General features: G+C 50.6%; 27 protein-coding genes. 17 read left to right on the top strand and 10 right to left on the bottom strand.

Translation table 11 applies throughout. The annotated features are described in order from the left end of the window. Positions 1-46: 46 nt before the first annotated feature. From hrcA to QUF18_RS02145, 3 genes are all read left to right on the top strand, one after another. Positions 47-1,132: a heat-inducible transcriptional repressor HrcA gene (gene hrcA / locus QUF18_RS02155; RefSeq protein ID WP_289384827.1), complete on the top strand. Its 1,086-nt coding sequence runs from the start codon at positions 47-49 to the stop codon at positions 1,130-1,132. A 106-nt stretch (positions 1,133-1,238) separates the two neighbouring features. Next, positions 1,239-1,886, top strand: coding sequence for a nucleotide exchange factor GrpE (grpE, locus tag QUF18_RS02150; protein WP_289384826.1), 648 nt, complete (start codon positions 1,239-1,241; stop codon positions 1,884-1,886). Positions 1,887-2,153: 267 nt separating this feature from the next. After that, a complete protein-coding gene (locus QUF18_RS02145; protein WP_289384825.1) occupies positions 2,154-2,813 on the top strand; it encodes a trimeric intracellular cation channel family protein in 660 nt (219 codons plus the stop codon). A gap of 119 nt (positions 2,814-2,932) precedes the next feature. Here QUF18_RS02145 and QUF18_RS02140 read toward each other — a convergent pair whose 3' ends face one another. Then, the gene (locus tag QUF18_RS02140) at positions 2,933-3,952 is read right to left on the bottom strand and encodes an adenosine kinase (protein ID WP_289386099.1); all 1,020 of its coding nucleotides are present in this window, start codon (positions 3,950-3,952) and stop codon (positions 2,933-2,935) included. Between the two features lie 256 nt (positions 3,953-4,208). Between QUF18_RS02140 and QUF18_RS02135 the strand changes: the two genes are divergently transcribed. After that, a complete protein-coding gene (locus tag QUF18_RS02135; protein ID WP_289384824.1) occupies positions 4,209-4,928 on the top strand; it encodes a sulfate transporter family protein in 720 nt (239 codons plus the stop codon). An 11-nt stretch (positions 4,929-4,939) separates the two neighbouring features. After that, positions 4,940-5,578, top strand: a complete 639-nt coding sequence (locus QUF18_RS02130; protein ID WP_289384823.1) for an aspartate/glutamate racemase family protein — start codon at positions 4,940-4,942, stop codon at positions 5,576-5,578. Here the strand turns inward: QUF18_RS02130 and nth are convergent. Further along, on the bottom strand, positions 5,575-6,300 hold the full coding sequence (gene nth, locus QUF18_RS02125) for an endonuclease III (protein ID WP_289386098.1): 726 nt from the start codon (positions 6,298-6,300) through the stop codon (positions 5,575-5,577). The genes QUF18_RS02130 and nth overlap by 4 nt on opposite strands. A 104-nt stretch (positions 6,301-6,404) precedes the next feature. Here nth and QUF18_RS02120 point away from each other — a divergent pair, with 104 nt between their 5' ends. Further along, a complete protein-coding gene (locus QUF18_RS02120; protein ID WP_289384821.1) occupies positions 6,405-6,923 on the top strand; it encodes a DUF2244 domain-containing protein in 519 nt (172 codons plus the stop codon). A 26-nt stretch (positions 6,924-6,949) separates the two neighbouring features. Further along, positions 6,950-7,831, top strand: a complete 882-nt coding sequence (locus tag QUF18_RS02115) for a ribokinase (RefSeq protein ID WP_289384819.1) — start codon at positions 6,950-6,952, stop codon at positions 7,829-7,831. Between the two features lie 143 nt (positions 7,832-7,974). On the opposite strand, the gene QUF18_RS02110 is transcribed toward QUF18_RS02115, so the two are convergent. Further along, entirely contained in the window at positions 7,975-8,910 is a 936-nt protein-coding gene (locus QUF18_RS02110) for a nucleoside hydrolase (RefSeq protein WP_289384817.1), read from the bottom strand. Between the two features lie 205 nt (positions 8,911-9,115). On the opposite strand from QUF18_RS02110, the gene QUF18_RS02105 reads away from it, so the two are divergent. Beyond that, the gene (locus QUF18_RS02105) at positions 9,116-9,556 is read left to right on the top strand and encodes an Hsp20 family protein (protein ID WP_289384815.1); all 441 of its coding nucleotides are present in this window, start codon (positions 9,116-9,118) and stop codon (positions 9,554-9,556) included. A 126-nt stretch (positions 9,557-9,682) separates the two neighbouring features. Continuing rightward, a complete protein-coding gene (locus QUF18_RS02100; RefSeq protein WP_113943548.1) occupies positions 9,683-9,934 on the top strand; it encodes a BQ00720 family protein in 252 nt (83 codons plus the stop codon). 93 nt (positions 9,935-10,027) lie between these two features. Here QUF18_RS02100 and QUF18_RS02095 read toward each other — a convergent pair whose 3' ends face one another. The 6 genes from QUF18_RS02095 to lptC all read right to left on the bottom strand — a co-directional run bounded on the left by QUF18_RS02095 (position 10,028) and on the right by lptC (position 14,890). Further along, entirely contained in the window at positions 10,028-10,462 is a 435-nt protein-coding gene (locus QUF18_RS02095) for an NUDIX hydrolase (protein ID WP_289384811.1), read from the bottom strand. 133 nt (positions 10,463-10,595) lie between these two features. After that, positions 10,596-11,060 (bottom strand): PTS IIA-like nitrogen regulatory protein PtsN, encoded by a 465-nt coding sequence (gene ptsN, locus QUF18_RS02090; protein WP_113943956.1) that lies wholly within the window; start codon positions 11,058-11,060, stop codon positions 10,596-10,598. Positions 11,061-11,522: 462 nt separating this feature from the next. Next, positions 11,523-12,113 carry a ribosome hibernation-promoting factor, HPF/YfiA family gene (hpf, locus tag QUF18_RS02085; protein ID WP_289384809.1) on the bottom strand — a complete coding sequence of 197 codons (591 nt, stop codon included), beginning with the start codon at positions 12,111-12,113 and terminating at the stop codon, positions 11,523-11,525. Between the two features lie 261 nt (positions 12,114-12,374). Then, on the bottom strand, positions 12,375-13,157 hold the full coding sequence (lptB, locus tag QUF18_RS02080; RefSeq protein ID WP_289386096.1) for an LPS export ABC transporter ATP-binding protein: 783 nt from the start codon (positions 13,155-13,157) through the stop codon (positions 12,375-12,377). A gap of 195 nt (positions 13,158-13,352) precedes the next feature. Then, positions 13,353-14,015 carry an LptA/OstA family protein gene (locus QUF18_RS02075; RefSeq protein WP_289384807.1) on the bottom strand — a complete coding sequence of 221 codons (663 nt, stop codon included), beginning with the start codon at positions 14,013-14,015 and terminating at the stop codon, positions 13,353-13,355. 290 nt (positions 14,016-14,305) lie between these two features. Further along, positions 14,306-14,890 (bottom strand): LPS export ABC transporter periplasmic protein LptC, encoded by a 585-nt coding sequence (lptC, locus tag QUF18_RS02070; protein ID WP_434547411.1) that lies wholly within the window; start codon positions 14,888-14,890, stop codon positions 14,306-14,308. 574 nt (positions 14,891-15,464) lie between these two features. Between lptC and sppA the strand changes: the two genes are divergently transcribed. The 8 genes from sppA to olsB all read left to right on the top strand — a co-directional run bounded on the left by sppA (position 15,465) and on the right by olsB (position 23,113). Then, on the top strand, positions 15,465-16,442 hold the full coding sequence (gene sppA, locus QUF18_RS02065) for a signal peptide peptidase SppA (RefSeq protein WP_289384805.1): 978 nt from the start codon (positions 15,465-15,467) through the stop codon (positions 16,440-16,442). 276 nt (positions 16,443-16,718) lie between these two features. Next, complete coding sequence (locus QUF18_RS02060) at positions 16,719-17,006, top strand: integration host factor subunit beta (RefSeq protein ID WP_289384803.1); 288 nt, start codon at positions 16,719-16,721, stop codon at positions 17,004-17,006. Between the two features lie 331 nt (positions 17,007-17,337). Beyond that, positions 17,338-17,667, top strand: coding sequence for a lipopolysaccharide assembly protein LapA domain-containing protein (locus QUF18_RS02055; protein ID WP_289386094.1), 330 nt, complete (start codon positions 17,338-17,340; stop codon positions 17,665-17,667). A 193-nt stretch (positions 17,668-17,860) separates the two neighbouring features. Continuing rightward, on the top strand, positions 17,861-18,835 hold the full coding sequence (gene lhpI / locus QUF18_RS02050) for a bifunctional Delta(1)-pyrroline-2-carboxylate/Delta(1)-piperideine-2-carboxylate reductase (RefSeq protein WP_289384801.1): 975 nt from the start codon (positions 17,861-17,863) through the stop codon (positions 18,833-18,835). A 347-nt stretch (positions 18,836-19,182) separates the two neighbouring features. Continuing rightward, positions 19,183-20,367, top strand: a complete 1,185-nt coding sequence (locus tag QUF18_RS02045) for a class I SAM-dependent methyltransferase (protein WP_353074475.1) — start codon at positions 19,183-19,185, stop codon at positions 20,365-20,367. Further along, on the top strand, positions 20,364-21,227 hold the full coding sequence (locus tag QUF18_RS02040) for a TrmH family RNA methyltransferase (protein WP_289384800.1): 864 nt from the start codon (positions 20,364-20,366) through the stop codon (positions 21,225-21,227). Before QUF18_RS02045 ends, QUF18_RS02040 begins: the two co-directional genes overlap by 4 nt. Positions 21,228-21,255: 28 nt before the next feature. After that, the gene (gene lspA / locus QUF18_RS02035) at positions 21,256-21,738 is read left to right on the top strand and encodes a signal peptidase II (RefSeq protein WP_289384799.1); all 483 of its coding nucleotides are present in this window, start codon (positions 21,256-21,258) and stop codon (positions 21,736-21,738) included. A gap of 505 nt (positions 21,739-22,243) precedes the next feature. After that, complete coding sequence (gene olsB, locus QUF18_RS02030) at positions 22,244-23,113, top strand: l-ornithine N(alpha)-acyltransferase (RefSeq protein WP_374806441.1); 870 nt, start codon at positions 22,244-22,246, stop codon at positions 23,111-23,113. A gap of 168 nt (positions 23,114-23,281) precedes the next feature. On the opposite strand, the gene mutS is transcribed toward olsB, so the two are convergent. After that, entirely contained in the window at positions 23,282-25,960 is a 2,679-nt protein-coding gene (gene mutS / locus QUF18_RS02025; protein WP_374806466.1) for a DNA mismatch repair protein MutS, read from the bottom strand. Positions 25,961-26,250 lie beyond the last annotated feature (290 nt).

Genomic DNA, 26,250 nt, shown 5'->3' with positions numbered 1-26,250 from the left:
CATGACAATAGCCTATATATTGCATATCAACGGAGCAAATTGACGAATGATCAGATCAGAGCGTGCCGATAATCTGCATGCCCCTTTACAAGTGCTGGATCAGCGGTCGCGCGATATTTTCCAGCGCATTGTTGAGAGCTATCTGAATGACGGTGAGCCGGTCGGTTCGCGTCATCTTTCACGTTTGCTGCCTTTATCCCTGTCACCGGCGACCATCCGCAATGTGATGAGCGATCTCGAACATCTGGGACTGGTCTATTCGCCGCATATTTCTGCCGGACGCATGCCGACCCAGTTGGGCTTACGCTTCTTTGTCGATGCCTTTATGGAGGTCAGCGACCTGCCTGCCGATGAGCGCAGCAGCATTGAACATCAGGTACGTGCCGCCGGACACAATAATTCTGTCGAGCATGTGCTGACTGAAGCCAGCCAGATCCTCTCCGGCCTGTCACGCGGTGCCGGTCTGGTGCTGGCAACTAAAGCTGAAGGTGCGCTCAAACATATTGAATTTGTGCGCCTTGAACCAACCCGCGCTTTGGCGGTGATGGTCACCCAAAGCGGCGATGTGGAAAACCGTGTCATTGATCTGCCCGCAGGCGTCACCTCCTCGCAGCTGATTGAAGCCTCGAATTTCCTTAATGCCCATATTCACGGCAAGACCCTTGCCGAAGCCCGCACACAGATTGCGACCTTGCGCGAAGAAACCCGTCAGGCGCTCGACAGCCTGTCCCAACATCTGGTGGAACAGGGACTTGCTATCTGGAGCGGTGCGGCCAGCGACCAGCAGACGCGACTGATTGTGCGCGGACGTTCCAACCTTCTGGAAAACATTTCCGCACAGGATGATCTGGAGCGGTTGCGCCTACTGTTTGACGATCTGGAAACCAAAGAAGGCATGATCCAACTGCTCGATCTGGCAGAAGCTGGTTCCGGCGTGCGGATTTTTATCGGTTCCGAGAACAAGTTATTCTCCCTGTCCGGCTCCTCACTGGTGGTTGCGCCTTATCGTGACTCCGAACAACGGGTAATCGGTGCGCTTGGTGTCATCGGCCCGACAAGGCTCAATTATGCTCGTATCGTACCGATGGTTGACTATACGGCCTCACTGGTTTCGCGCCTCTTACGGGGCTAAAATTTAAATTTGCCTGTTAATTTGCCGCGCCACAGAGGGACGGTCTTGATTTTCAGCACACAAACATCGATATCCCAGACAAGATGATTCAAGACGGAAGAGAATAATGGCTGACGAAAACAAAAACGGCGAAACCCCGGACCTTGGCCAGCGCGATCTTAACAATCCGCGTGACCGTGATGCTCTGAAGCGTGCCGCTGATGATTTTCTGAAAGCACGCAAAGATGAAGCAGTTGCGGAAGCTGAAGAAGATGCAGCGCTGGACGATGATGCAATCAGCCCGCTGGCTGAGCTGCAGGTTGCGAACAATGCGCTGAAAGATCAGATGCTGCGTCTGGCTGCGGACATGGAAAATCTGCGCAAGCGTACTGCCCGCGAAATTCAGGACGCAAAAACCTATGCGACCACTAATTTTGCGCGTGACATGCTCTCAGTCTCAGACAATCTGCGCCGCGCTCTGGATGCTATCCCTGCTGACGCTCTGGAAACCGATCCAAGCCTCAAAGCATTGGCTGAAGGCGTGGAAATGACCGAACGCGCGATGCTGAACACTCTGGAGCGCCATGGCGTGACACAGATTGCACCTGAGGGCCAGAAGTTCGACCCGAACTTCCATCAGGCAATTTTTGAAGTGCCAAACGTGGAAGTACCGAACAACACGGTCGTACAGGTTATGCAGACCGGCTACGCTATCGGTGATCGTGTGCTGCGTCCGGCGATGGTTGGCGTTTCACGCGGTGGTCCTAAAGAATAATAACATTCTGACATTGCGGCATGGTATATGTCGCTCAATGAAAAGACAAAAACGGGCGCAGAGCTTTCTCTGCGTCCGCTTTTTATTGTCTGTGGCATGCAGAATAGCCTATTTTAGAGCGCATCCCGAAAAGTGTGAAACGGTTTTCGGACAAGAAGCGCGTCAAATCAGAGCCTTAGAGCGACCTTTGCGTGCCAAGTATGGCAGACGGCGCTCTCATAATATTAATACAGCACTGCTGTTTTCGTCTCTCACTGAAAGGCAAATATGACATTTATCGATTTTCTCGACTATGCCGGTGTCTTTGTCTTTGCCGCAACCGGTGCGCTTGCTGCCTCGCGCTGCCGGCTTGATATTATTGGTTTTATTTTTCTAGCCAATATGACTGCTGTCGGCGGCGGCACGATCCGTGATCTGGTACTGGGCAATACGCCGGTCAACTGGGTGCGCGAGCCGCTCTATCTGCTGATCGGCACCTGTGCCGCAGTTCTGGTCTATTTTACCGCACACCGTGTTGAATCGCGTTATCGCATTCTGCTCTGGCTTGATGCGGTTGGTATGGCGATGTTCAGTGTGATGGGGGCAGAAAAAGCCTTGCAGCTCGGCTTTAACGCATGGGTCGCGATTGTCGCCGGAGTTTTCACCGCAACGCTGGGCGGCGTGATGCGTGATATTATGTCTGGTCAACCTTCGGTTTTGATGCGCCGCGAAATCTATATTTCCGCAGCTCTTGCCGGTGCCTGTACTTTTGTGGCGCTGGAAATGTTAAACGTCCCCACCATCGTTTCCGTACTCTCCGGCACCGCAATCGCATTCCTGATCCGCGGTGGCGCCCTGCAATATGGCTGGATGCTGCCTGCGCATAAAGCGCGGCGCGGACGCACGGAAGAAGAACTTAAACGCGACGGTATCGTGCGCGACGAATAAAAACAGGGGAGCAAAAAGCTCCCCGTTTCATTTTCATGCTTTAGAGCGCGTTTCAATCTGATTGGATCAGATCGGCGCTCTAATCATTTGTTTTAACGCGCATCTTTTCCGAAAACCGTTTAACACGTTTCGGGATGCGCTCTAATAAGACCAAACTGCTCAGCAAGCTCTTTCAGATTATGCATCGGGCGCGGACCAATTTGCTGAATAACAATGCCTGCAGCCAGCGAGCCGAAATTACCGCTCTCTTCCAATGTATAGCCATTGGTATAGCCGAAGAGGAAACCGGCCGCGTAGAGATCACCGGCACCGGTCGTATCTACCAGCGCATCAATCTCAATAGCTTTGATCTCTACGGTTTCATCGCCGCGCAGAACAATGGAGCCGTCTTCAGAACGGGTTACAGCCGCCAGTTTACAATCACTACGCAGTGCTTCAAGTGCTGTCTCAAAAGACGATGTCTGATACAGCGACTTCACTTCTGCCTCATTGGCAAAAACAATATCAACAACACCGCTGCGCATCAGATCAAGAAATTCATCACGGTAACGATCCACACAGAATGGATCGGATAGGGTCATCGCCACTTCTCGGCCATGCTCATGGGCAATTTTGGCTGCCAGCAGAATGGCTTCTTTGGCGCGTGGCGGATCCCACAAATAGCCCTCGAAATAAACAACCTGAGCGGTGCTGACCTTCGAGCTTTCGATATCTTCAATTCCCAGTTCCACGCAGGCTCCGAGATAGGTGTTCATGGAGCGCTCACCATCAGGCGTCACAAAAATCATGCATCGCGCGGTTGGCGCACCATCCAAAAGCGGGGGCGTGTCAAAAGCCACACCTTGTCCGCGAATATCATGGGTGTAAATTTTGCCAAGCTCATCTGCTGCAACCTTGCCAAAATAAGCGGAACGTCCGCCCAAGCTGGCAATGCCTGCCGCCGTATTACCGGCGCTGCCGCCTGATGCTTCAATCGCAGGGCCTTTGCGGCTGTAAAGCAGCTCGGCTCTCTCGGTATCAATCAGATTCATCGCACCTTTTATGATACCGTTCTCAATAAGAAAACTATCCTCGGTGCGGGACAGAATATCGACAATCGCATTACCGATACACAACACATCATATTTAGGGACAGAAATGGCTTTTACTCCCGTGAAATTTCGCAGTCAGATGCAAAACTGAACGCCCTCACATCCATTGCGGCATTAGAGCATAACTCCTTAAACTGATCCAAGTTTAAGGAGTTATGCTCTAGTTCTAATCACGGAATGTGGTTTTTGCCAGAGCCGAACGAGATTTTCATTTTGAAAAAAGCAGTCTGATATCCTCATCACCTCATCTTGTTGCCCTTGCAACGGCTTCCTATCTATCTGAAAACAAACCAATGGAGCCCTGATGATCCTGACTGCCGCGCTGAATGCGCTCTACCGCCTGCCAACACCGGAGTTCCGTTCGGTCCTGTGGAAGTCTCTCGGCCTGACCTTTTTGGCACTGATCGCATTATGGGCGCTTGTACGGCAGTTTTTCTTTTGGCTGGCATGGCCATGGTTTGAAAACCTGTTACCAACCATGCCGGACTGGACAAGCTGGTTTGGCCTGATTGCTGCCATTGCGGCGGGTTTTGTGTTGGCGCTACTATTGGCATTTCTGATCGCACCGGTCACGGCATTGATTGCCGGTCTGTTTCTTGATGATGTGGCCGAGATTATCGAGCGTGAGGATTACAGCAACGCGCCGCTTGGCACCCCGATGCCGGTTGGTCGATCGCTGGTTTATTCGCTCAAATTTCTGGTCGTGGTTATTCTCGGCAACCTGTTCGCATTGCTGATGTTGCTAATACCGGGTGTCAACCTGATCGCCTTCTTCATCGTCAACGGGTATCTTTTGGGGCGTGAGTTCTTTGAATTTGCAGCCATGCGCTATCGCGGCGAGGATGGCGCTAAAACCTTCCGTGAAGAAAACCGGATCACGGTTTTCCTCGGCGGCATGGTGATTGCCGGTTTTATGGCGATACCGCTTGTCAATCTGCTGACACCGCTCTTTGCCGCCGCTATGATGGTGCATCTGCATAAAGCGCTGAGCGGACAAAAACCACTCGCCATCAACAGCCACTGATCGGGAAATATATGCGCATTGCCTGCCTGCACACAGCTGCCAGTAATATCGGTATTTTTGAGCAGGCAGCCAGCCGTCTTGCACTCCCTGCCGGACAATTGCACCATGTTGTGCATGGTAGTTTACTGGAAGAGGCTGAAAAGCAAGGCGGCATCACGCAGGACATAACCAGCCAGACATTGCGTATCATTACCGGATTACTTGACAATGCGGATGCTGTGCTTGTCACCTGTTCAACTTTGGGTGCCATTGCAGACGCAGCACAAAGCAGTTTCAACAAGCCGGTGTTGCGGACAGATCGTGCTTTGGCAGAACAGGCTTTGGAGAGCGGCTTGTCGCTGACTGTGTTATGTACAGCGCCGACCACCTTGCAGCCAACAACCGACCTGTTCCGTCAGGTCTTTGCCGATACATCTATCAAGCCGGATATCAGGCTTATTGACAAAGCATGGGATGTCTTCCGCTCTGGTGACAGCGCAACCTATAACCGGATAATTGCTGACGCTGCAGAAACCGCGTACCAACAAGGTACGCAGCTGGTGGTATTGGCACAAACCTCTATGGCTGGTGCCTCAGAGCTTATAAATCATGAGCGCACAGTACTGGATGCACCAACAGTTGCATTACTGCGGATCACGGCGCAGGTTTAATCCTCTATCTGTACCAATGGCGCAGGAATTGCATTGGTTTTCTGTGCCGATTTACAGATATCGGCGATCACACAATTGATGCAATCCGGTGTGCGGGCTTTGCAGACATAGCGGCCATGCAAGATCAGCCAATGATGGGCATGCATCATAAATTCTGCCGGAATGATCTTCACCAGCTTGGCTTCAATCTCATCCGGTGTTTTATAGGGTGCCAGACCAATGCGGTTACCAATGCGCAGAATATGCGTATCCACCGCCATTGTCGGCTGGCCGAAAGCCATATTCAGTAACACATTGGCGGTTTTGCGCCCGACCCCCGGCAAAGTCATCAGCGCATCACGGTCACCCGGCACTTCACCGCCGAAATTATCAATCAGAGCCTGCGACAGTAAAATCGCGTTCTTGGCTTTATTGCGCCACAGACCAATGGTGCGGATATAATCACCGACTGTGTCTTCACCCAGATCAACCATTTTCTGCGGCGTATCCGCAATGGCAAACAAAGCCCGCGTGGCTTTATTCACGCCTGCATCGGTCGCCTGCGCCGAGAGCATAACCGCCACCAGCAAGGTGAACGTATTGACATGCTCAAGCTCGCCTTTCGGCTCCGGACGCTGCACTGAAAAGCGCCGGAAAATCTCATGGATTTCTGCCGGTGTGTAAAGCGTACCGCTGACACGGCGCTGAGGTTTAACGGGAATCTGGGTCTGGTTGTTCTGCATAGTATTTATATAGTAAGCTATCAGCAAGAAGCCTATCTGCAAGCTTGCCGCAGCAGGGACTTTATCAACCACCATCAACCACCTGCGGCTTAAGAGATATCATCATGAATGCACCCTACCATCCGGACGGTGCTGATCCGGACGCCTATGGCGCACAATTTTTTAAAGCCACATTATTGCCCTACCGCTCGCTGAGTGCGCGCGGTTTTCAGATTATGATTTTAAGCCTGCTTCTGCTCTGGGCTTGTATCGGCATGGTCTTCATGCAGATCGGCGTATTACCAGTGGTCGGGCCCATAGTCGGATTATTTGGTTTAGATATCGCGCTGATTTATCTGGCCTTCCGGCTTAATTATTATGCTGCACGGCAGCGGGAAGAAATCAGTGTCTCCCGTGAGCAATTGCTCATCCGGCAGGTTTCCGCATCCGGACATATTCGCGCTTATCAGTTTAATCCGTTCCGCACACGGTTCCACATTACCCGCAAAGATGATATCGGCATTACCCAGATGCAGTTGCAAAGTGACGACAGATCTCTGGATATCGGCCGTTTTCTGCCACCCGATGATCGTGAGAGCTTTGCAACAGCTTTTTCCAACGCCCTGACCCGCAGCCGTCGCTGACGGTCAGGTTTAACACCGGATGTTTCATGATTACGATTATCGGTTCGATTAATTTTGACCTTATTGCCCGCAGTCCTAAACTGCCGGAACCCGGTGAAACACTGACCGGTCACAACTTCTCCACCGCGGCAGGTGGCAAAGGCGCCAATCAGGCACTGGCTGCAGCGCGTGCCGGTGCTGATGTACGTATGGTTGGTGCTATCGGTGATGACAGTTTTGCATCGCAGGCCGTTGCCCTGCTACGTGCTGACGGCGTGGATTTGTCTCGTGTATCCACCCGTGGCTATGCGACCGGTATTGCTCTGATCACCGTTGAAGACAGTGGTGAGAATACCATTATCGTCATTCCGGGTGCTAATGGTCTGGTCACCGAAGACGATGTGCATGCGTCCGACCTCGATGGCGGCTATCTGCTGCTGCAAATGGAAATCCCGCTGCCAGCGCTGGAAAAAGCCATTGCCATGTCGGAAACCAGCGACACCACCTGCATTCTCAACACTGCCCCTTGGCGCGATGATGCGGCAGCTCTGTTGCCACGTGCCGATATTATCATCGCCAATGAAACAGAATTTGATCTGGCCAGCACGCATCTGGAACTAAGCGGCGATGACCGTCTGGCAAAAATGATCGATTTTGCCGAGCATTACGGCCGCACTGTTATTGTAACACTCGGCGCGCAGGGCATTATGGTGGCAACACCAGATGAACATTACAGCCTGCCAGCGATGAAGATCAAACCGGTGGATACGGTTGGTGCCGGTGATACATTCTGCGGCTATCTTGCAGCTGGTCTCGACAGCGGCCTGTCTTTGCGTGATGCCTGCCAGCGCGCAACCAATGCAGCCTCACTCGCCTGCCTGAAGCCCGGTGCCCAGCCATCCATTCCTTATGCATCAGATGTTGCATAAATTAAAAAGGCCGGAGATTTCTCCGGCCTTTTTAGAGCGCCGTGCGCCCGCTTGGGCGCTACACAAGGTCGCTCTAACACTTTACATTTACAGCATAATTTTACCTTAAACTGATTCAAGTTTAAGGAATTATGCTGTAATGCTCAAAGCGTTCCGATACGCTCTGTCAGCAGTGTGAAAAAACCTTCATGGTCAACTTCACGCATCACCATTGCATTTTTCGGACGTTTGGTAACACCCCACCAGTCAAACACCGACATGCCAAGGCAAAGCTCGGACGCAGTTTCAATCTCGACATTGCAATGACGGCCTGCATAAAGCTCCGGCTTCAGCAGATAGGCAATGACATTCGGATCATGCAGCGGGCCGCCGTCGGTGCCGTATTTTTCCTCGTCAAAACGCTCAAAGAATTCCAGCATCGCCACGCAGGCATCACCGGCTTTCGTGCCGAGTGCACGGAAAGCCTCAATACGCTTGGCTGTTGTCAGCGCCTTATGGGTTACATCCAACGGCATCATCACAATCGGAATACCAGCTCCATAGACAACTTTGGCTGCTTCCGGATCGACGTAGAAATTGAACTCGGCAGTTGGCGTAATATTGCCGCCCTCAAAGAAACCGCCGCCCATCAGCACGATTTCCTGAATACGGGTGGCAATTTCCGGCGCCTTGTTGAGAGCCAACGCAATATTGGTCAGTGGCCCAAGGGCACAAAGCGTCACAGTACCGGATTTTTCACGCAGCAGCGTTTCAATGATAAAATCCACACCGTGCTGTTCCTGCAGCTTCATTACCGGTTCGGGCAGATCAGGACCATCAAGACCAGTACGGCCATGGACTTCTTCAGCTGTTACCAGCGGACGCACCAGTGGCTTGCAAGCACCGGCAAAGACTTTTGTCTCCGGCTTTCCGGCCAGTTCTGCAATTTTCAAAGCATTATTTTGTGTAAGAGGCAACGGCACATTACCGGCAACAGCCACAATACCCAGCACATCCAGCTCAGGGCTGGCCAGTGCCAGCAAAATTGCCAGTGCATCATCCTGTCCCGGATCTGTATCAATAATGATTTTGCGGGCCATTCAGCCATCCTTTTCATTTAAAACTGCACACCGGCTCCGATGCACTATGAATTTGTTTAAATTATTTTCTGCACGAATCCGAAGAGATCACATGCATATCAGCAGATCCTCTTGAAGTAGCGCTTTTCCCAAGCCATATAAAGACTAAGAAAATGCCTAAACGGGTTTTCCCTCTTAACGGTCGCTTTTATCCAAGGACTGAACAATGACCAGACTAACACCTTTTTCCAGCCCGCTGCTGCTGGGTTTTGATACGATGGAAAAGACGCTGGAGCGGATTGCTAAATCCGGTGACGGCTATCCGCCGTATAATATCGAAAGATTACGCAGCCCTGCACCAGATCAGGAACAACCTGTTCCGGAAAAATTGCGCATCACCCTTGCTGTCGCCGGTTTTTCTGACGATGATCTTGAAGTTACCACCGAAGACAATCAACTGGTGATCCGCGGACGACAGACCGATGAGTCTGAGCGCGAATTCTTACATCGCGGTATTGCTGCCCGCCAGTTTCAGCGTGTTTTTGTGCTTGCTGACGGAATGCGTGTGGTCAATGCAGAACTCAAAAACGGATTATTATCGATTGACCTCGACAGACCGGAACCAGAACGCCTCGTCAAACGTATTAGTATAAACGTGAAAGAGTGATCGTTCTTACGATTATAAAAGAACTGTAAAGGGTTCTCCTTTATAATCAGACCCGTGATTGCATCTGCAATCGCAAATGCTCTCGACAGGCAGCGTCTTATGAGCTGCCAAGACAGGAGGCCTGAAATGACTGCTGACAGACACATTTTTACAGAATTTGAATTTGCTCATCTTGGCGAAGGTGAAATCGCTTATTTGCGCAAAGTGCGCTCTGATGACCTCTCCCGCCGTTTCCCTGCCCTGCCGCCTATGGCACCGGGCATGGAACTCTGGGCACTCTTCGGTGCCAGCGGCACCCCGATTATGCTTTCTGATATGCGCGCCACAGCCTTGGCCGGAGCACAGGAACATGAACTCCACACGGTCATGCTGCATTAATTCTGCATCCCAACTGCATTAATTCTGCATCCCAAGATGCAATCAGAGCTAAAATCTCTGCAACCCGCCTGTGCCACGCAGGCGGGTTTTGCTTTATTTCACTGTGGCGGGTACGTGGTGCAGCAGCTCCGCCATGCCATGAGCCAGCCTCTGGCGCGCGTCCTCATACGGCAACCAGAACAGCCGGAACAGGATCGGGCCACTGCCGTCAAAAGCATGCATTTCGTAATGCTCCCAGCTTTCCGGTAACTCCCCCTCAAAATGCACATGATAATAATAGCGGCGCATCGTATAAGGGCGCCCCTCTTCCGTCAGTGTGAAATCAATTGTACCGAGAAACCGCAAACCATCATCCGCTGTCAGACCCGTCTCCTCAAACAGTTCGCGGCCAGCAGCAAGAAGCGGGTCTTCGCCTGTCTCAATCGTACCGCCTGGCACCTGCAATCCGATATGCGGAGATTCCGGTTCTTCAAAAACCAGCACGCCCTGAGGGCTGGTGACATAGATCATTGCTTTTAAAACAAGCATAGCAAAAAATCCTTTTATGAAATCACTTCTAAAAATATAAGGCTTCGAAATGAAAAATGCCGCGCTGCACAAGGCAGGCACGGCATTTATAATTCAACTCAACCCTGCCTTAATCAGCAGGGGTAGCAGCTTTTCAGGCCGCATTGGTTGCCGGAGGCGCAATCAAAAATGAATGCAGCGCCTGCGCATCAACCGTGCCACGCAATTTGGCAACCATATCCGGGTCGCGCAGCAAACGCGCAATACGGGACAGTGCTTTCAAATGATCTGCGCCTGCATTTTCCGGTGCAAGCAGCAAAAAGACCAGATCAACCGGCTGATCATCCAGTGCTTCAAAATCCACCGGCTGTTCAAGACGGGCAAAAACACCGGTAATTTTACTGATATTCGGCAGCTTACCATGGGGAATAGCAATGCCGTTACCGACACCGGTAGATCCCAAACGTTCGCGCTGAGTCACAGTTTCAAAAACTTCTCGCTCAGAAAGACCTGTAAGTTCAGCAGCTTTCTCAGCCAAGATTTGCAGCAATTGCTTCTTGGAGCTTGCCTTCAGCGAAGGGATAATTGCCCCTGGCTGAATCAGATCGCTAAGATCCATTTTCTCCATTCCTTCTCTCATGCGGAGTAAACATCTCCGTAACCGGGAGGTGCAGTGATCTACTGCCCATTCAACAGATACTCAAGTCAAATTCGCGATTCTACTCACATTTTTCACGCACAAAATTGATAACCATTTGATTTTATTCAAAAATAAAAATTAAAAAAAGGTTACACCGCGCGCTCAATAATGCCTGTGCTGCGGCATTCCGGTCAGGGTACACCAGTCAGATAAGAATTCCTATCTCTAGATATCGTGATTAACAACGACGAAAGCGATAAAAAACCCAACACATGCATTGAATCATATTTTATCATTATATTTCAGTTGGTTAAAATAAAAATCGAATAGAATCCAAATATCCGGCTTGCCTGCTGCCAAAGCTGGGTAAATCGCGAAAATCTGCCAAAGAAAAACCCCGCAATCACATTTCTGCAATTGCGGGGTTTGTTCTTTGCACGATTATGCGCGCGCAGCCTGTGCTGCTTTGGACGGATCAATCCAGCCGATATTACCATCCGGCCGGCGATAAACGATATTGACCTCTTCACTGCCCGCATTGCGGAAGACGAGAACCGGATGTTCGGTCAGATCAAGTTCAAAAACCGCCGATGCAACACTGAGCGTGCGTAGTGACACCGATGATTCCGCAACGATTGTCGGTGCGTAATCCTCTGGCAGATCCTCATCCTCATCAGGAGCAGGCTCCATCACGCTATAAGCGATATTCTGCTGATTATTGCGCGCTGACTGTACCAGTGAACGCGACTTGAGGCGGCGCATATAGCGACGCAGACGCGTATCCATCTTCTCAGCAGCTGCGTCAAAGGAAAATTGCGGATCCTGAGCTTCAGCAGAAGACTGGAGCGTTGCACCGGTATCGAGGTGCAAAGTGCAATCTGTACTAAAGCGGGAGCCAGATTTAACGACTGTAATTGTACCGGAATAGCCACCTTCGTAATATTTGCTAACAGCATCACGGACACGATCTTCAATTCTGATGCGGAAAGCATCACCGATGTCCATATGTTTACCCGAAACGCGGAGATTCATGTGGCAGTACCTCGCTGTCTATATTCGAACACAGCAATCTAATCACAAGCGAACGCATTGCGCAAAGCCAACCGGCACAAAATAAAATAAACTTGGCAGAAGATAAAAGATTAGGGCTTCGGCTCTTTGATTGCCACAATCAGCACTTATATAGGCGCCTGCTCATTATTTTGCCGAATAACAAGCCGTTTTTTAAAATTAAGCAAAGAATGCAAAGAGTTCGGAAGCTTTCGGCTCCCTAAAATAAGATGATTCTTCAGCTTAAAGCGTAAACTGGTCGCCCAGATACAGCCTGCGCACATCAGGGTTGGCGACGATTTCTTTCGGACGACCATGGGTTAGCACCTGACCGGCATGAATAATATAGGCGCGGTCAATCAGCCCCAATGTTTCACGCACATTATGGTCAGTAATCAGCACACCGATACCACGGCTGGTCAGATGACGCACGAGCTGCTGAATATCCGCAACCGCGATCGGATCCACACCGGCGAAAGGCTCATCCAGCAACATGAAATTCGGGCGGGATGCCAGTGCACGGGCAATCTCAAGACGGCGGCGCTCACCACCGGATAGTGAAATCGCCTGCGCCTTGCGCAAATGTGTAATATGAAACTCTTCCAGAAGGGCGTCGAGTTCAATCGCACGCTTTTTGCGATCTTTCTCAACCACTTCCAGCACAGCTTTGATATTATCTTCCACAGAAAGACCACGGAAAATCGAAGCTTCCTGCGGCAAATAACCAATGCCAAGCCGTGAGCGACGATACATCGGCATTGATGTTACATCAAAACCGTCGATCTCAATCGTTCCGCTATCAACCGGCACCAGACCGGTCACCATATAGAAACAAGTGGTTTTACCGGCACCGTTCGGCCCCAGAATACCAACAGCTTCACCAGCACGCACGCCAAAGGATACACCGTTTACGACCTGGCGGCCGCGATAGCTTTTACTGATACCACGGGCAACCAGCGTGCCTTTGAGGCGTGACAACTCCTGCGGCGGACGTTGCCCTTCCTCACCGACGGCCTGCGGCTGCATACCGGCAGCGATATCATCTGCGGCAGCACTATTATCGGAAGCTTGAACGGTGTTTGCTTTTGAAGAGGACAATAGCGATCCAGACCAGTTACTCAGCGCCGGTGCAGGTATCGCAACACAGCAAAATGAAATTCGTCAGTTCTTAAACCTGTCAGCAGTCCTCATCAGATGAAGTCCGCTGAAAGGCTTCAACTTTTAATTATCTTTTGGTGACAAAATGATCGAAACACGACCGGACTCGCCTTTGCAGCTTTCCAGAAATGCTTTGCCGCTTTGGGTATTGGCAGTCAATTTACAACCTGATGCAATATTATCGCCATCTGACAACACAACTTTTTTACCGGTCAACACCATAGTCTGTGCTTTAGCATCATAAGTACCGGCATCACCGGTAGCGACCTGTGTACCTGATTTCAGATAGACTTTTTCGTCGACAACAATCTTGTCAATGCCACCGGCATTCAGACCGGAACCGCTTAAACCGCCGATACCGCCCTTGGCTTTATCACCACTGTCTTTTGATTTTGCGGTGTAAACCTGCATACGACCAGCGCGCAAAACAATATCACCCTGCTTGACCGAGACATTGCCCGTCAGAATAATAATACCTTCTTTATCGCGCACTTCCATCTTGCCTGCATCAATCGAAACAGGGTCTTTGCTGTCAGAAAGCTTCAAGCCATCAAGAGGAACACCCTGCTGAGCCTGTGCAGCGGTCATGCTCAAAGGCAGCGCCAGCAAAGCAGACATAAAAAGGACAGCAAAGTTTTTGACGCCTGCGGAACGCAGCGCAAATTTGCCCGAAACTTTATTCTGTGAGCCGGTGATCAGCCCGCTGCATGCCTGTTGCTGCATCATCTTCATTCCCTCGAAAAGCACCCTTGTTATAAATCGCAAGTTTCAGAATAACACAACAAACTTTTGAACATATTGTTATTGCCGGTTCATATATCCTGACGGAATCTACTGAATCTGTCAGCGAACCCTATAACAGGGGTATTACTTATTGGTGTAAATCGCCATTGCTGAAACGCAAACAGCCATCACATCCTGTTTAACACCGTCAAAGCGCCACGTCTGCCTGCCCCGATCTCAGTATGGCAGAATACGCTGTTACAACGACTTCCGCCACTGCCGAAAATATCCGGTCAGCTGCCTTTTTTCACAGCAGAGGCCGTTTCTTTTACTGGCTCAATCGTCAGGTGAACATCGCTTTCGAACACCATCACTTTACCGCTTTCCTCAATCCGCATTTTATTCGCGCGGATATGAGCATTCTCGGTGCGGATATCGACCGGCTTATCCGTCGACATTTCGCCACTCGACATATTCACGCTGGCAGAGCCGAGCTTGGCTTCCATGCCATCTGTGGTCTTGACAGTAAAAGCATCATCAAATTGCAGACGGCCATTATTACTGTCGTAGACACCGGAAACTGCATCAATCTCTGCACTATCTTTATCGCCGACAGGTAATTGTGCTTTGATTCCTTCCAGAGCAACCACACCACTTTGCTTGGCATCCTGTACCGCACGCTCAGCAACCATCGAAAACGGTCGCTTATCTTTTGTATAGCCCTTCAACTGCGGACCGGTCATAACCAGCTTACCGCTTTCGGACGGATCAAGTTCCACTTTGACAGTGGAAGCCGGTGCAGCCAAAAATGTGTACCACGAGAATACGGCAGCCACGGCAAGTGCAACAACCGGCAGAGCAGTTTTTAACACGCGCACACGTATGCTGTGTCGCTTTGCAGCATGAAACACAGCCGTACTTTTTTGTGATGCTCCGAAAACCATCTTATGGTCTGACACAGTCCAAAACTCCTAAACCGGCAATTTGCCAGCTGCCTATACGTAAGGTATTAATATTGTTTAGAACATTTCCACTTAATTTGAATTATTGGAAATGCTCCATCAATTTGATTATACGCCCATCTTACTCCGAAAACCGCTTCGCACTTTTCGGAATGCGCTTTATCTTTTGTTTTTACGCGCCTTTTAGCCCGAAAACCGCTTCGCACTTTTCGGAATGCGCTCTAGTGAAATGCCCGACTATTCAATACAGTGCGCTCAAATCGCTTTTTAGTGTGGTATAAATGGGATCACACTGCGTCCAAAACAAGCTGAAATCCAGCGATTCCGTATTCCGGAGGCTTAACTCAGATCACTTTTTCATGACATGAGGTATAAAGACCTGACAATACCAGCTTCAGATCTTCTCCCGGATTTTCATTTCGCCTTCAAAGCAAATTCAGCCTATACAATCTATAAAGACTTCAAATAAGCCCAGGAACGGACATATCTCATGACTTATACTGCCGATGCAGTGCTCGAACGTCGTCGAATCCGCCGTAAGCTGACATTTTGGCGCGTTGTTACATTGCTCTTGCTTGCAGCAATAATACTCTTCGCAGCCCTCTACATCAACGGCAGCAAACCTTCCCGCAATATTGCTCATATAGCGAAAATTTCTATCACCGGCACCATTTATAACAATGAAGAGCTTTTGAAACGTCTCAAAGATGTCGCAGAGAGCGATATGGTCAAAGGCGTCATTCTCGATATCAGCTCTCCAGGCGGCACAACCACCGGCGGCGAAGTGATTTATGATGCGGTGCGCAAGATTGCGGATAAAAAACCAGTTGTTTCACAGGTCGGCACCTTAGCGGCCTCTGCCGGCTATATGATTGCCATCGCCTCCGATCATGTGATTGCCCATAAAACCTCAATGATCGGCTCGATCGGCGTGTTGTTTCAATATCCTGATATCAGCGGCTTGCTCGATAAAATTGGTGTAAAGTTTGAAACCATCAAATCCAGCCCACTGAAAGCCGAGCCGAATTTCTTCTCGCCAGCCAGTGATGAAGCCAAGGCGATGATCGATAATACGGTCAAAGACACTTATGACTGGTTTGTTGGATTGGTGAAAGAACGCCGCCCGATGATACCAGCAGATAATTTACCGGCACTCACCAATGGCTCTGTCTATACCGGACGCCAGGCTTTGCAGCACAAATTGATTGATGCGCTCGGCGATCAGGAGACCTCCATTGCATGGCTCGCCACCAAAGGAATCGACAAAGAACTGCCGGTTATTGAATGGAAAGCGGAAACTTCGCCTTATAATGACCTCCTCTCATCTGCCGCAATGAAATTATTGTTGCGAAACATGGGCTTGTCAGATCAGGGCAGCGCGTTATTTAATGAACAGATCGGTCAGCGTATCTTTCTTGACGGCATGCTCTCAGTTTGGCACGGTGGCAACGGAGAAAAACCGCAATAATCCCCGAAAAATGCAGCCTCCGTTAAGGATAGCGCGTATTTTTCAGATAGTTATGCTATAAAACATTGCTAGTTTAACTATATTACTCATAATAAGCTGCCTCTGGTTAGTCCGAGGCAGTTCGCATACAGGTTCTGAGAGTATTTCTTTTAGGGCGCATCCTTAAAGCCATGAAACGATTATGGATTAAGATGTGCAGTATATCAAAACCGGAAGCGCACCGGTCTGTTTCTGACAGTCAGGTTTGACGCTAATATTGCAGAGAGGTCGAACGCAGTGATTAAATCTGAACTCGTGCAGATCATCGCCAGCCGCAATCCGCATCTTTTCCAGCGTGACGTGGAAAATATTGTCGGCGCAGTTTTTGATGAAATTACTGAAGCCTTGGCGGAAGGAAACCGCGTTGAGCTCCGCGGCTTCGGCGCATTTTCCGTGAAAAACCGCCCTGCCCGCAACGGACGCAATCCGCGCACGGGTGAATCAGTTGACGTTGAAGAAAAATGGGTTCCATTTTTCAAAACCGGCAAAGAATTGCGTGACCGCCTCAATAACGGCAATGACTAAAGTTTAAAAACTGCGTCACCGTCTTGTTAAATGATGCAGCAATACCAATCAGCACTTTTGCTATCGGGCACAATTATGCCTGATAGCAAAGATATGCTTATCAAGAGCGTGTCGCGTTTAATCGAAGTCGTAGCGCTCGCTCTAAAGCATAATTCCTTAAACTTAGATCAGTTTAAGGAATTATGCTCTAATTTTAATGTGTTAGAGCGAGTTTTATGTGCCAAGCATGGCACACGGCGCTCTGGTTTTTTGATTGTCGCATGTTTGCGGTAGCTCAAATGATACCATTTGAGCGCGGCATTCTTTAGTGCCGTTCCAAAACACGGATTGAATTATGACCAACCGTCTTCTGACACTTCTTATTGCTCTGCCTGTTGCAGTCATCCTGATTGTTTTGTCAGTCGCCAATCGTGGTGCAGTCAGCGTTACACTTGACCCGTTTAATCCCGGCAATCCTGCCTTGACCTATACAGCGCCGCTGTTCCTCTGGGTGCTTGGCGCATTGCTCGCAGGCATTATTATCGGCGGATTACTGATCTGGTTTACACAAGGGCGGCACCGCAAATTGGCACGCAAGCGTAAAGCGGAAGCGGATGCGCTTTTAACCCGCGCCAAGCAGGCCGAAGCAAAAGCGCTGCCATCAGCATCTTCGCTATCTTAAGAAATTCTCCGCAACGGTCATGCGGACAAGACTTATGTGATCCGTTTTTTTCATTAACTTCATACAGATCAGCCCTTGTTTCATCTGCTCGTGGCGGTTTACGCTTCGCGTAGATTGCCGCACCACTGCGAATAAAACCAGTGCCTATGCATTGTAGGAGACGATGCGTGGTATCATAAAGGTCTGATAAAACATGCTGAATATTTCCGCTGCTGCCGTTGACAAGCTGATGACATGGCCGGAACTGGTCGATGCGCTGGACAGCGCTTTCCGTAACGGTATGATCCAGCCGGTGCGCCACCATCATCCGGTTGAGCGCCCTGAAGGTACACCATCCATGCTGCTCCTGATGCCGGCATGGTCTGATTTTCATAAGCTCAATGATCCGTCACAAGGCTATATGGGGGTAAAAATTGTTACCGTCTCCCCTGATAACGGTTTGATTAACAAACCGGCCGTTATGGGGGTCTATCTGTTACTCGATGGCATTACCGGCGAACCGAAAGCCCTGATCGACGGACAAAGTCTGACCCGTTGGCGCACAGCCGCAGCCTCGGCTTTGGCTGCCCGTTATCTTGCCCGCGAAGATGCGTCCCGTCTTGTTATTATGGGAGCCGGTGCTGTTTCCACCAATCTTGTTCGTGCGCATAGCTCCGTGCGTCCGATTACCGATATTGCTCTTTGCGTGCGTAATCCGCAGCGTGCTGAAACAACAATCAAAGAACTGCGCGATGAAGGTTACAATGCCTATATTGCAGAAGATCACACTGCCGCCATTGAGCAGGCGGATATTGTCGCTGCCGGTACTTTATCCACTAAGCCATTGATTCACGGGAAACATTTACGCCCGGGCACCCATATTGATCTGGTGGGCGCTTACACCCCTGCTATGCGTGAAAGTGATGATGAGGCCGTTCTGCGCTCGCGCGTTTTTGTCGACACCAAAGCCGGTGCGCGGCAAGAGGGCGGCGACATTACACAGCCGCTTCGTGATGGTATTATTCAGCCGGATCATGTTCTCGGCGATCTGTTTGATCTGGCACGCGGAACGGTCAAAGGCCGTGAAAGCGATCAGGATATTACACTGTTTAAATCCGTCGGTGCCGCGATGGAAGACCTCGCCGCCGGTATCATGGTCTATGAAAAGAGCTTGAAACAACAGGGCTGATCCCGCCTGTTCTGTTGCCCTGTAAAAGTTTTAGAGCGGTTCCAGTTAAGAGTGAACCGTTGGAACCGCTCTATCTCTTTATTTTTATCGCATTATCCGACGCAAAACCGCTTCGCACTTTTGCTGGAAATGCTTTAATCCATGCAGTTTTTCAAGGCAAAGATACATTTATAAGACACTAGAGCACCATGTGCCAAACTTGGCACATGGTGCTCTAACACTTTAAAATTATGCACTGGCGTTTAAATTCAGCTTTCCCAAAAGGCTGCCATGCTCTACGAAACAGAAAATATTGCACCATCTGATGCTATAATATCTTCAATTTAACAGTTTCCGGAGCAGACAGGGTGAAATCGCCAAAAGGAAAAGCAGCCAAACCACGCAATGGTTCCTCAGCGAAGCTGGCCGGAAAATTGGCCGGAAAACCGGCAGCACAGCGCGACAATCGTAAATCCGCAGCAGCTGCACCGATGCAGGGCTTTAAAAAACCACGCCCTAAATTTGCTAAAACCGAACAAAATTCTGCAAGTTTTGAAAATACGGCTCCGGCTGCACCGAAAAAAGTGAGCGCCGAGCCTGCTATTGCCCAGCGCCCGCTCCTGAAACTGACTGGTGAACGGCCACAACAAAATCTGCCGGTTATTCTTGAGACCAGTCCGAGTGAAGATTACGCGCTGCTCGATAGCGGCAACAGCCTCAAGCTTGAACAATACGGCCCTTACCGTATCATCCGCCCTGAAGCGCAAGCGATCTGGCAGCCTGCATGGCCGCAAAGCGAATGGGATAAAGCCGATGCCGTTTTCACCGGTAATACCGATGAAGAGGGCATGGGTCGCTGGCAGTTCCCGAAACAGCAATTGGGTGAAACCTGGCCAATGGCGCTACAGGACGTGCGCTTTTTCGGTCGCTTCACCTCATTTCGCCATGTCGGCGTGTTTCCTGAACAGGCCGCACACTGGGCTTTCATGGCGCAGCAGGTTCGTGATGCCCGTAAAAAGCAGGTCAACCGTTCCGTGCGCGTCCTGAACCTGTTCGGCTATACCGGCGTTGCCTCATTGATTGCTGCCCATGCAGGTGCAGAAGTCACCCATGTCGATGCATCTAAGAAAGCGATTAACTGGGCGCGTGAAAATCAGGCACTGGCTGGTCTTGATGACAAGCCGATCCGCTGGATTTGCGAAGATGCAACCAAATTTGTGGCGCGTGAAGAGCGTCGCGGCAATACCTATGACATTATTCTGCTCGACCCGCCTGCCTATGGTCGTGGTCCGAATGGCGAAGTTTGGCAGTTGTTCGATAATCTGCCGCAGATGGTCGATATGTGCCGTGCCATTCTCTCGCCGGATGCTCTCAGCGTCGTCCTCACAGCCTATTCAATCCGTGCCTCTTTCTTTGCTATTCATGAGCTGATGCGTGACCGTTTTACCGGTCGCGGCGGTGTCATTGAATCAGGCGAACTCATCCTGCGTGAACGCTCTGCCGAGCGTGCGCTTTCCACTTCCATGTTTTCCCGCTGGATTGCCAATTCATGACCCACAACAATGATTTTTCCCGCAAAGATACGCCGCGCACCGGCAGCGTCAAGGAAGTCACCAGCCTGACCAATCCGATCGTTAAAGATCTGCGTGCTCTGTCGATGAAGAAATATCGCGACCAGCAGGGCGTGTTTCTGGCTGAAGGTCTGAAACTGGTGATCGATGCGATTGAGCAAGGCTGGCGCATCCGTACTCTGGTTTTTTCCAAAGCCGGCAAAGGCAATCCGCTAGTCGAGAAAGTCGCAGCCCGCACCAAAGCCGGTGGCGGACTTGTGCTGGAAGCTTCGGAAAAAGTCATTGCAGCCATCACCCGTAAAGACAATCCGCAAATGGTTGCAGGTGTTTTCGACCAGCGCTTTGAAACGCTGGACAGCTTACGCCCACAGGGTAATGATACCTATATCGCCCTTGACCGGGTGCGCGATCCCGGCAATCTCGGCACCATCATCCGCACCGCTGATGCAGTTGGCGCCAAAGGCATCATTCTGATCGGCGATTGTACTGATCCGTATTCCATGGAAACTGTGCGCGCGACTATGGGTTCCGTTTTTGCGGTTCCGCTTTACCGTGCCCGCCATGAAGAATTCATCAACTGGCGCAAATCCTATAAGGGCGTGCTGGTCGGCACGCATCTGAAAGGTGCCGTTGATTATCGTACCATTCCTTATAACAAACAGCCGGTGATGCTGATGATGGGGAATGAGCAGCAGGGATTACCTGATGATCTCGCTGCAATTTGTTCGCATTTGGCACGTATTCCTCAGATTGGCCGTGCGGATTCGCTTAATCTTGCTATTGCCACAGGCGTTATGCTCTATGAAATCCGCCGTGACGCTCTGGTTCTGGATGATCGCTAAAATTACGGTTGCAGGAGTTTAAGCCCCTATGTCCCAACGTGCCACTCTCTGGTCTGTTCTGATTATCGTTTTTGCAGTCACCTCAGACCAGTATATCAAATTTCTGGTTGAGAGCGGCATGGACTATAATCAGCAGATTGATCTGCTGCCGTTTTTGGCGCTTTATCGCACGCATAATGAGGGCATCGCCTTCTCAATGCTGTCATGGCTGCATGACGGCGGACTGGTGGCGATGACAGTTGCCGTGATCGGCTTCGTCTCCTATTTGTGGTGGACAACCGCGCCGGAACGGGTCATCAGCCGGATTGGGTTTGCATTGATTATCGGCGGTGCACTGGGCAATCTGATTGACCGTAGCCTGCTCGGTTATGTGGTGGATTATATCCTGTTCCATCTACCAAGCTGGTCATTTGCGGTCTTCAATATGGCCGATGTTTATATCAGCACCGGTGCAGCACTGATTATTCTTGATGAACTTGTTCAATGGAGAAAATCCCGCTCTGCAGGTTGAGGGGAAGAAGTCCCGCTCCGCTGGTTGAAGGGAGGAAGTCCCGTTCTGCGGGCTAGAGCATAATTCCATAAACTTGGATCAGTTTAAGGTGAAATTATGCTCTCATTTTAAAGTGTTAGAGCGACCTTTGTGTGCCAAGTATGGCACACGGCGCTCTAAGAGAAAGAAATCCCGCTCCTATAAATAACAACAGCGCATTTATTATTCCCTCTAATTCATCATTCCCTTATATTCCGTTTTATGTCACATACCTGACGCAGATATTATCTATGCTACAGCCAAACAGGATGAGGCTGCGCATAAAAGCGGCAGCAGATAAACAACAGCAGAATTCCTTAAACCTGAAGCAGTTTAAGGTAAAATTACGCTGTAAATATAAAATGTTAGAGCGACCTTGTGTAGCGCCCAAGAGGGCGCACGGCGCTCTAAGACAGTTGAATCCGGCGGAGGATATATCTTGCAACAGGCTCTTGGAATTGTTTCAGAAACCGCGCATGATACACAAATGAAGCAGACACCTCCTGATACGCTTGAAATAAGCGCAATTCTGGCTGATTCCGGCTTGTCTTCACTCACCGGACAGATACTCGGCCGCATGGGCAGTCTGATTGTACGGATTGCCGATAATCCGGAAACAATCCGCATCGCTCAAAAACTGCGCTATGATGTTTTCTATACTGAGCTTGGCGCGCAGAAATCCCAAAACACCGTGCTCGAAGAACGTGACAGCGATCATTATGACGCGATCTGCGATCATCTTGTTGTTTACGATACATCGATTGCCGGTGATGAAGCGGCTCAGCTTGTCGGCACCTATCGCCTGATGCGCAGCGATATGATTACAGAAGGCCGCTCATTTTATTCAGCCGGTGAATATGAAATCACCAAGCTGACAGCGCGTAAGCCTCACTTGCAATTTCTGGAACTTGGCCGCTCCTGCGTGAAGCCGGAATATCGTTCCAAGCGCACAGTTGAATTGTTGTGGCAGGGCATCTGGTCCTATTGCCGCCAGCACAAGATTGAAGTGATGTTCGGCTGTGCTTCCTTCCACGGCACTGTGCCGGAAGCGCATGCTGTACCACTTTCCTTCCTGCATCATCATTGCCGTGCCGATGCGGAGTGGGATGTTCGCGCGCTTGAACAGCATTATCGCTCAATGGATATTGCACCACAGGAAGCAATCAATCCGAAAGTGGCGCTGTTTTCGATGCCGCCGCTGATTAAAGGGTATTTGCGCCTCGGTGCAATGATCGGTGACGGCGCTGTGGTTGACCATCAGTTCGGCACAACCGATGTACTGATTATTCTGCCGGTTGAGCGCATTTCCAGCCGCTACATCAATTATTACGGCGCTGAAGCTGACCGTTTTGTGTAATAAAATCTACAGCACAATTCCTTAAACTTGAATCAGTTAAAGGTAAAATTACGCTGTAAATACAAAGCATTAAAGCTATCTTGTGCAGCACTAAAGAGGGCACACGCCGCTCTAACCTGTCTAAAAGAGCCGCCGGATTTCATCATCCGGCGGTTTGTTATTATGCGCCTATTTTTGCGCTACGGCCTTCAGCCGGTACAAGGCTTCCAGTGCCTCGCGTGGTGTCAGATCATCAGGATTGATCTCATGCACCGCAGTTAGCAAAGCACTATCCTGCGCAGGTTTAGGCACCTCACGCGGCTTGGCCACAACGGCGAAAAGCGGCAGATCATCAATGATCTTCTCGGCTTTGCCGGAGGTTTCCCCCTCCTCTAAGCGATGCAGCACATCACGCGCCCGCTCAACCACCGCATCCGGCAGACCGGCAAGACGGGCAACCTGTACACCATAGGAACGGTCAGCAGCGCCTTTGGCCACCTCATGCAGGAACACGACATCGCCTTCCCATTCTTTCACCCGCATAGTGACATTGGCAAGCCGTGCCAGCCTCTCGGACAGCGCCGTCATTTCATGGAAGTGCGTGGCGAACAAAGCACGGCAGCGGTTTTTCTCATGCAGATATTCCACACTCGCCCAGGCAATCGACAGGCCGTCAAAGGTCGCGGTGCCACGGCCGATCTCATCGAGAATAACCAGCGAACGCTCACCGGCCAGATTGAGAATGGCTGCTGTTTCAACCATTTCCACCATAAAGGTGGAGCGGCCACGTGCCAGATCATCTGATGCACCGACACGGCTGAACAGACGATCAACAATCCCGATATAGGCAGAGGATGCCGGAACATAGGAACCCATCTGGGCAAGAATGGCGATCAGTGCATTCTGGCGCAAGAAGGTCGATTTACCGCCCATGTTCGGACCGGTCAAAAGCCAGATCGCACCAAATTTCTGTGTCCCCTCCGGCGACAGATCACAATCATTGGCCACAAACGGATTAGCAGCCTGTTTTTTCAGCGCTTGCTCAACCACCGGATGGCGGCCACCATCAATAGCAAAATTCAGACTATTATCGACTCTTGGGCGGCAATAGCCCTGCTCATCCGCCAACACACTCAATGCTGCCGACACATCCATGACGCCAAGGGCGGCGGCACCGGCACGGATAGCATCGGCATTTTCAACCGTATGACGGATCAGGTTTTCAAAAGTCGCCAGTTCAATCGACAGCGCACGATCTGCGGCATTGGCGATTTTTGTTTCAAGTTCAGCCAGTTCCGTGGTGGTAAAGCGCATGGCGCTGGCCATAGTCTGACGATGGATAAACCGGGCTTTGGCTTCATCCGTGTCCGTCAATGCACCGGCATTATTGGCGGTGACTTCAATGAAGTAGCCAAGCACATTATTATGCTTGATCTTGAGCGATTTGACACCGGTCTCTTCCATGTAATCAGCCTGAAGTCCGGCGATAACACGGCGCGACTGATCGCGTAACTCACGCATTTCATCAAGCTCAACATGATAGCCGGTACGGATAAAACCGCCATCCCGTTTCAGCAATGGCAGTTCTTCCGCCAAAGTCAGATCAAGCAATTGCGCATAATCTTCCGGCAGCGCGAGAATGGACTGGCAGGCATGTGCCAATTCTGCCGGCAGATCTTTGCCCTGAAAGAGCTGGCGCACCAGATGTGCCGCCTGAAAACCGGCATGCAATGCACCAAGATCACGCGGACCGCCGCGTCCGACTGCGAGGCGCGACAAAGCGCGCGGCATATCCGGCACACCACGCAAAGCTGCGCGCAGCCCCTGCGCCAATGACGTTTCGCTTAAGAAAAACGCGACCGAATCCTGTCTTGCAGCAATTTGCTCCGGATCGGTGAGCGGTGCTGTCAAACGCTCAGCCAGCAAACGCGCACCGGCACCGGTAACAGTACGATCAACAGCTTTCAGCAGGGAGCCTTCACGATTACCGGAGAGCGTGCGCATCAATTCCAGACTGGCACGGGTTGCCGGATCAATAAACAATGATGAGCCGTCTGTTTCACGTTCAGGGCGCATGAGCGGCGGACGTTCGGCAATCTGGGTTTTTTCCAGATAAGCAATCGCACCGGAAATCGCAGACAGTTCCGTGCGGTTGAACTCACCGAAACCATCCAGTGTCGCCACACCGTAATAGCGCTTGATGCGCTCTTCAGCGGTTGAGCTTTCGAACAGGCTCGGATGCTGCGGCATAACAATACGCCCGAGCAAGTCCAATGTCGGCCGAATTTGCGGATCCTGAAAAGCTGTTTCCGGCACGATCAACTCGCTCGGATCAACACGCATAATATCGGCATAGAGTTTTTCCGGTGTAGTTTCCGTCATCCGGAACTGGCCGGTAGAAATATCAATCCATGCCAGTGCCAGCCTGCCCTCTTCCGCACCACGCACACCACTTCCCATTTGTGGGCTACGCACACGGCCTAAAATCATCAAAAAGTTAGCACGCGCCGGATCGAGCAGCTTTTCTTCCGTAATCGTGCCCGGTGTAACCAGACGGATCACATCGCGTTTGACCACCGATTTGGAACCGCGCTTTTTCGCTTCCGCCGGATCTTCCACCTGTTCACAGACGGCCACGCGAAAGCCTTTGCCGATCAGGCGTTGCAGATAATCATCTGCGGCATGCACCGGCACGCCACACATCGGAATATCTTCACCCAGATGCTTGCCGCGCTTGGTCAGCGTGATACCCAGAGCCTCTGACGCCTCAACCGCATCATTAAAAAACAGCTCGTAAAAATCGCCCATACGATAGAACAAAAGGCTGTCCGGATAGGCCGCCTTGATCTCGATATATTGTTCCATCATCGGTGTCGGACGCGCATTCAGACCCGCATCATAAGTGCTCTGCGGCTCGTCAGCGAGTTCGGATGTTTTGGGAGCTGTTTCATGCTGCGTCATAGGGAATACACACGTTCCTGAAATAATTTTTCAAAATTCTGTTGTCAGTTTAAAGCCTTGTGCAAAGCCCTGTGAAGCAGCCAGATGCTTATATCCCCGTGATTTTCACCGGAATGCAGATATTATACGAATATTGTCTTTAAACACCGGAATCTTTTCAAATATTGCGCTACCCAAACAGAACGACTTGAGATAAA

Source organism: Pseudochrobactrum kiredjianiae, from assembly GCF_030362795.1.
In the GTDB taxonomy this organism is placed as follows: domain Bacteria; phylum Pseudomonadota; class Alphaproteobacteria; order Rhizobiales; family Rhizobiaceae; genus Pseudochrobactrum; species Pseudochrobactrum kiredjianiae.
This window is presented reverse-complemented; position numbering and strand designations above follow the sequence as displayed.

Excerpts from the sequence above, each read along its gene's own strand:
- hrcA (WP_289384827.1), top strand. The coding sequence starts at position 47 with ATGATCAGATCAGAGCGTGCCGATAATCTGCATGCCCCTTTACAAGTG.
- grpE (WP_289384826.1), top strand. The coding sequence starts at position 1,239 with ATGGCTGACGAAAACAAAAACGGCGAAACCCCGGACCTTGGCCAGCGC.
- QUF18_RS02145 (WP_289384825.1), top strand. The coding sequence starts at position 2,154 with ATGACATTTATCGATTTTCTCGACTATGCCGGTGTCTTTGTCTTTGCC.
- QUF18_RS02135 (WP_289384824.1), top strand. The coding sequence starts at position 4,209 with ATGATCCTGACTGCCGCGCTGAATGCGCTCTACCGCCTGCCAACACCG.
- QUF18_RS02130 (WP_289384823.1), top strand. The coding sequence starts at position 4,940 with ATGCGCATTGCCTGCCTGCACACAGCTGCCAGTAATATCGGTATTTTT.
- nth (WP_289386098.1), bottom strand. The coding sequence starts at position 6,300 with ATGCAGAACAACCAGACCCAGATTCCCGTTAAACCTCAGCGCCGTGTC.
- QUF18_RS02120 (WP_289384821.1), top strand. The coding sequence starts at position 6,405 with ATGAATGCACCCTACCATCCGGACGGTGCTGATCCGGACGCCTATGGC.
- QUF18_RS02115 (WP_289384819.1), top strand. The coding sequence starts at position 6,950 with ATGATTACGATTATCGGTTCGATTAATTTTGACCTTATTGCCCGCAGT.
- QUF18_RS02110 (WP_289384817.1), bottom strand. The coding sequence starts at position 8,910 with ATGGCCCGCAAAATCATTATTGATACAGATCCGGGACAGGATGATGCA.
- QUF18_RS02105 (WP_289384815.1), top strand. The coding sequence starts at position 9,116 with ATGACCAGACTAACACCTTTTTCCAGCCCGCTGCTGCTGGGTTTTGAT.
- QUF18_RS02100 (WP_113943548.1), top strand. The coding sequence starts at position 9,683 with ATGACTGCTGACAGACACATTTTTACAGAATTTGAATTTGCTCATCTT.
- QUF18_RS02095 (WP_289384811.1), bottom strand. The coding sequence starts at position 10,462 with ATGCTTGTTTTAAAAGCAATGATCTATGTCACCAGCCCTCAGGGCGTG.
- ptsN (WP_113943956.1), bottom strand. The coding sequence starts at position 11,060 with ATGGATCTTAGCGATCTGATTCAGCCAGGGGCAATTATCCCTTCGCTG.
- hpf (WP_289384809.1), bottom strand. The coding sequence starts at position 12,113 with ATGAATCTCCGCGTTTCGGGTAAACATATGGACATCGGTGATGCTTTC.
- lptB (WP_289386096.1), bottom strand. The coding sequence starts at position 13,157 with ATGCAGCCGCAGGCCGTCGGTGAGGAAGGGCAACGTCCGCCGCAGGAG.
- QUF18_RS02075 (WP_289384807.1), bottom strand. The coding sequence starts at position 14,015 with ATGATGCAGCAACAGGCATGCAGCGGGCTGATCACCGGCTCACAGAAT.
- sppA (WP_289384805.1), top strand. The coding sequence starts at position 15,465 with ATGACTTATACTGCCGATGCAGTGCTCGAACGTCGTCGAATCCGCCGT.
- lhpI (WP_289384801.1), top strand. The coding sequence starts at position 17,861 with ATGCTGAATATTTCCGCTGCTGCCGTTGACAAGCTGATGACATGGCCG.
- QUF18_RS02040 (WP_289384800.1), top strand. The coding sequence starts at position 20,364 with ATGACCCACAACAATGATTTTTCCCGCAAAGATACGCCGCGCACCGGC.
- lspA (WP_289384799.1), top strand. The coding sequence starts at position 21,256 with ATGTCCCAACGTGCCACTCTCTGGTCTGTTCTGATTATCGTTTTTGCA.
- olsB (WP_374806441.1), top strand. The coding sequence starts at position 22,244 with ATGAAGCAGACACCTCCTGATACGCTTGAAATAAGCGCAATTCTGGCT.
- mutS (WP_374806466.1), bottom strand. The coding sequence starts at position 25,960 with ATGATGGAACAATATATCGAGATCAAGGCGGCCTATCCGGACAGCCTT.